Below are 4956 nucleotides of genomic sequence, written 5' to 3' on the forward strand. Positions count from 1 at the left end.
GTTCCATGGACGCCATCACCCCCGGTTTGCCTGAAGCCGGACTTCTCGAACGCGAGGATGTCCGGCGGGCCCTGTCCGAGCACGACTTCGCCGCCGTGTTCAGCCTGTTCAAGAAGTACGGCGGGCTGTCACAGAACCGGATCGCTTCCGCCTGCCGGCTCACCCCGGGCAAGGTCTCGGCGGTCATCAGCGGCCGGCAGCAGGTCACCAGCTTCGAGGTCGTCTGCCGGATCGCGGACGGGCTTCGGATCCCCGGCCGTCTCCTCGGGCTCGCCCCGCGGCCGTGGGAGAGCCGGTCAGTTCAGGAGCAGGCGCCGACGCAGATCACGATGGAGCAGGGACCGGAGGCCGACGGGATTCCGTGGCGGGGGGATGCCGCCGTGGATCTGGCCGTAGACCTGACGAGGAGCGATCTCGTGATGGACCGACGTGCCGCGACCCGTGCCCTTGCGGGTGCGGCCATCACCGGCGCCGCCCTGCTCGACCCCCTGGAAGGCTGGCTTCAGCCTGTTGCCGACGGCGCACGGTCACGGCGTAGGGGCCGGATCGGCATAAGGGAGATCGAGGAGCTGGAGTCCACGGCTCGTGCGTTCCGCGCGTGGGATCACCGGTACGGCGGCGGTCTGCGGCGCAAAGCCGTCCTGGGCCAGCTCAGCGAGGTCGCCGCCTGCCTCGAGGAACACCAGGCTCCCCGAGTGGAGCAGCGGCTGTACCAGGTCATGGCCCAGCTCGCCGGGACGGCGGCCACCATGGCCTGGGACACAGGACTTCAGCGACGGGCGCAGGATTACTACCTACTCGCTCTGCGCGCCTCGCACGCCGGCGGTGACATGGTTTTCGGGGCCAACGTGCTGGCGGGCATGGCGCGTCAGATGCTCTGCCGAGACCAGCCCCACGACGCCCTTGAACTCGTCCGTCTCGCACAAAATGGCGCTCGTCATGTCGCCGGTCCCAAAGTGCGTGCCATGCTCCACACCCGTGAGGCATGGGCGTACGCGGCGATGGGCCGTATCGCCGCCTTCCAGCGCGCCACCGCCCAGGCGGCGGAAGCCCTCCACGACGTCGAGGACGAGGACGAGGAAGATCCGTATTGGATCGGCTACTTCGACGACGCCGAGCTGGCCGGAACCACCGGCGGGCGGCTGCTGGAGCTCGCCCGCCGAGAGCCCAAGCGGTATGCGGAGACGGCGGCCCACGAGATCCGCCAGGCGCTCTCCCGCCGAGGTCCCGAGGCCGGCCGGAGCCACGCCCTCGACCGTATCGGCCTCGCTCAGTGCCACTTCCTTCTCGGTGACCTGACGGGTGCCGTGGCGGAGACCCACCTCGCGGTGGACGCGGCTCGGGCGACGCGGTCCAGTCGGGTCCGGGCCCAGCTCGGGGAGTTGTACCCGTACACCGTGGGCAATGGCGCCGCCCGGCCCGTGCGCGAGGCTCGCGATAGGATCCGCGATCTGCTGTCCGCCTGAACGAGGGGAGCGACGACCGTGACGACCATCGCGGTGACCGGCCACATGGACCTGACCGAGGACACCGTCCCCCTGGTCCGTGCCGCGCTGGACGACCTGCTCAAGCCGTACGCCGACGACGGTGACCTCGTCGGGATCTCCTGCATCGCCGAGGGCGCCGACTCCCTCTTCGCCGAGGCCGCTCTCGCCGCCGGCGGACGGCTCACCGTCGTCATCCCCTCACGGGACTACCGCCGGACGAAGGTCAAGCTCGACCACGCAGCCCTCTTCGACCGGCTCACCGAAGCGGCCGACGAGGTTCTCGTCCTCCCCAACGACACTGCCGACAGGCATGCCTACGAGACCGCCAACGCCGTCCTCCTCCAGCGCGCCGACCGGCTCGTGGCCGTATGGGACGGGAAGCCGCCCAGCGGGAAGGGCGGCGGTACCGCCGACACCGTGCTCGAAGCGCAGGCCGCGGGCATCCCCGTGGACGTCGTCTGGCCGGACGGGGCGGCCCGTCGGAGCGCCGAGTGACCACTCCGTAGGCACCCCCCCCCGGTACACACAAGCCCCCTGCCCACGGAGAATCCGCAGGCAGGGGGCTTGAACAGTGGGACTTACTTCTTCTTGCCCTGGTTCTTGACCGCCTCGATGGCCGCCGCGGCCGCGTCGGGGTCCAGGTACTTGCCGCCCGGGGTGACCGGCTTGAAGTCGGTGTCCAGGTCGTAGGACAGGGGGATGCCCGTCGGGATGTTGAGGCCCGCGATGTCGGCGTCGGAGATGCCGTCCAGGTGCTTGACCAGGGCGCGCAGGCTGTTGCCGTGGGCGGCGACGAGGACCGTGCGGCCGGTGAGGAGGTCGGGGACGATGGCGTCGTACCAGTAGGGGAGCATCCGGATGACGACGTCCTTCAGGCACTCCGTGCGCGGGCGCAGCTCCGGCGGGATCGTCGCGTAGCGCGCGTCGTGGGCCTGGGAGAACTCGGAGTCGTCCGACAGCGGCGGGGGCGGGGTGTCGTACGAGCGGCGCCAGAGCATGAACTGCTCCTCGCCGAACTCGGCGAGCGTCGCCGCCTTGTCCTTGCCCTGGAGGGCGCCGTAGTGGCGCTCGTTCAGGCGCCAGGAGCGGTGGACCGGGATCCAGTGGCGGTCCGCGGCCTCCAGCGCCAGCTGGGCCGTGCGGATCGCGCGCTTCTGGAGGGACGTGTGGACCACGTCGGGCAGGAGACCGGCGTCCTTCAGAAGCTCGCCGCCCCGGACTGCCTCCTTCTCGCCCTTCTCGTTCAGGTTCACGTCCACCCAGCCGGTGAACAGGTTCTTCGCGTTCCACTCGCTCTCGCCGTGGCGGAGGAGGATCAGCTTGTACGGTGCGTCGGCCATGGTCCTGAGCCTACCTAAGGGAAATCCGGGTCGGCGAGGCGGACAGCCCCTGCTCATACCCCGCCGGCCGCGCTCAATTGACATGTTCCGCTAATTGAGTGGCAGCCCCGGCCCCACCCTTCGTAAGGTGTCGTCTCCGCTTGAGACGCTTACCGCCGTGGGGGATCCTCGATGTCACCAGTCCGTGTCAGACGCGCCGTCCGGGAGTCCGTCTCCGGGCTGCCGCGCCAGTTCTGGTGGCTGTGGACGAGTACGCTCGTCAACCGGCTCGGCGCCTTCGTGGCCACCTTCATGGCGCTCTACCTCACGCTGGACCGCGGCTACTCCGCCTCGTACGCCGGTCTCGTCGCCTCCCTGCACGGGCTCGGCGGGGTCGTGTCCTCGCTGGCCGGCGGGGTGATGGCCGACCGGCTGGGGCGGCGGCCCACGCTGCTGATCGCGCAGACGGCCACCGCCGCCTCCGTCGCGCTGCTCGGGTTCATGAGCGACCCGGTGACCATCGCCGGCGTCGCCTTCCTCGTCGGCATGGCCTCCAACGCCTCCCGGCCGGCCGTGCAGGCGATGATGGCCGACATCGTGCGCCCCGAGGACCGGGTGCGCGCCTTCTCCCTCAACTACTGGGCGATCAACCTCGGGTTCGCCGTCTCCTCCATGGCGGCCGGGTTCATCGCCGAGTTCAGTTATCTCGCCGGGTTCCTGATCGAGGCCGGGATGACCCTGGCCTGCGCGGTCGTCGTCTTCGCGAAGGTGCCCGAGTCGCGGCCCGCGCCCGTGGCCCGGCAGGCGGGGGCGGAGGCCGGGCTCGGCACCGTGCTGCGGGACGGGCGGTACATGGCCGTCGTCGGGCTGTCCTTCCTCGTCGCGCTGGTCTTCCAGCAGGGGTCGGTCGGACTGCCGGTGGCCATGGGCCGGGCCGGGTTCTCCCCCGCCGACTACGGCCTGGCCATCGCCGTCAACGGCATCCTGATCGTCGCCCTCCAGATCCCCGTCACCCGGTTCATCGAGCACCGCGACCCGCGCACCCTGCTGGTCCTGTCCTCGCTGCTCGCCGGGTACGGCTTCGGGCTGACCGCGTTCGCCGGGTCGGTCGGCGTCTTCATGCTGACCGTGTGCGTGTGGACGCTGGCCGAGATCGTCAACGCCCCGACCCAGACCGGACTGGTGGTCCGGCTGTCGCCGGTGCACGGCCGGGGGCGCTACCAGGGCGTCTACACCCTGTCCTGGTCCGTCGCCGCGCTGGTCGCCCCGCTGATGTCCGGCGCCGTCATCGACCGCCTCGGCGCGGGCTGGCTGTGGGGCATGTGCGCGGTGGTGGGGACGGGCGCCGGTGTCGGGTACGGCGTGCTGATGCGCCGGCTGCCGCCCGAGAAGCCCGAGGAGCCCGCGCACTCCGAGGAGCCCGCGCAGTCCGAGCAGTCCCCGCGGTCCGAACGGGTTCCGGCCCCGGCGGCCGACGCGGGGGCCGGTGCGGAGGTCCCTGCCGTCTGAGCCGGCCCCGGCGGCCCCCGGCCCGGCCCGGCTCCGGCAGCCCCCCGTACGGAGACGGACGCGCCCGGTGAGACCCAGCTCACACCCGTCCGTGTCACATCCCCGCGCCCGCGTCCGTCAGTGAGGTGGAAGCAGCCACGACCCACCAGGAGCACACCATGGACGCTCGTCTCAACCTCTTCACCAACCCGGTCATCGGCAAGGTCCTGCGGCACCTGAACGCCGCCGGCCAGGCGCTCGCGGAGTCCGCGCTGCCGGCCGCCACGCAGGAACTGGTGAAGATCCGCGCCAGCCAGATCAACGGCTGCGGGTTCTGCACCGACATGCACACCAAGGAGGCGGCGGCGGCCGGGGAGAGCGCCACCCGGCTGCACCTGGTCGCGGCCTGGCGGGAGGCCACCGTCTTCACCGAGGCCGAGCGGGCCGCGCTGGAGCTGGCGGAGCAGGGCACCCGGATCGCCGACGCCGCCGGCGGCGTCCCGGACGAGGTCTGGGCGAACGCCGCCCGGCACTACGACGAGGAGCAGCTCGGCGCCCTGGTGGCGCTCATCGCGCTGATCAACGCCTACAACCGCGCGAACGTCCTCGTCCAGCAGCCGGCCGGCGACTACGAGCCCGGCATGTTCGGCTGAGCCCGGCAT

Annotated in this window: 5 protein-coding genes; 4 read left to right on the top strand and 1 reads right to left on the bottom strand. The window is 71.3% G+C overall.

The genetic code is table 11. From position 1 onward, the window contains the following. Positions 1–1466, top strand: a 1466-nt coding sequence (locus AB0E62_RS38750) for a helix-turn-helix domain-containing protein (protein ID WP_362205429.1), incomplete at its 5' end; no start/stop codon positions are given. Positions 1467–1484: 18 nt separating this feature from the next. Next, positions 1485–1982 (top strand): hypothetical protein, encoded by a 498-nt coding sequence (locus tag AB0E62_RS38755; RefSeq protein WP_362205432.1) that lies wholly within the window; start codon positions 1485–1487, stop codon positions 1980–1982. Positions 1983–2065: 83 nt separating this feature from the next. Here AB0E62_RS38755 and AB0E62_RS38760 read toward each other — a convergent pair whose 3' ends face one another. Then, complete coding sequence (locus tag AB0E62_RS38760; RefSeq protein ID WP_362205435.1) at positions 2066–2827, bottom strand: phosphoglyceromutase; 762 nt, start codon at positions 2825–2827, stop codon at positions 2066–2068. 171 nt (positions 2828–2998) lie between these two features. On the opposite strand from AB0E62_RS38760, the gene AB0E62_RS38765 reads away from it, so the two are divergent. Together AB0E62_RS38765 and AB0E62_RS38770 are read left to right on the top strand one after the other, a co-directional pair. Further along, positions 2999–4315: an MFS transporter gene (locus AB0E62_RS38765; RefSeq protein WP_362205438.1), complete on the top strand. Its 1317-nt coding sequence runs from the start codon at positions 2999–3001 to the stop codon at positions 4313–4315. Positions 4316–4473: 158 nt separating this feature from the next. Further along, positions 4474–4947 (top strand): carboxymuconolactone decarboxylase family protein, encoded by a 474-nt coding sequence (locus tag AB0E62_RS38770; protein WP_362205440.1) that lies wholly within the window; start codon positions 4474–4476, stop codon positions 4945–4947. Positions 4948–4956 lie beyond the last annotated feature (9 nt).

The sequence above is a fragment of the Streptomyces sp. NPDC038707 genome (assembly GCF_040636485.1).
Taxonomy (GTDB): Bacteria; Actinomycetota; Actinomycetes; order Streptomycetales; family Streptomycetaceae; genus Streptomyces.

Excerpts from the sequence above, each read along its gene's own strand:
- AB0E62_RS38760 (WP_362205435.1), bottom strand. The coding sequence starts at position 2,827 with ATGGCCGACGCACCGTACAAGCTGATCCTCCTCCGCCACGGCGAGAGC.
- AB0E62_RS38765 (WP_362205438.1), top strand. The coding sequence starts at position 2,999 with ATGTCACCAGTCCGTGTCAGACGCGCCGTCCGGGAGTCCGTCTCCGGG.
- AB0E62_RS38770 (WP_362205440.1), top strand. The coding sequence starts at position 4,474 with ATGGACGCTCGTCTCAACCTCTTCACCAACCCGGTCATCGGCAAGGTC.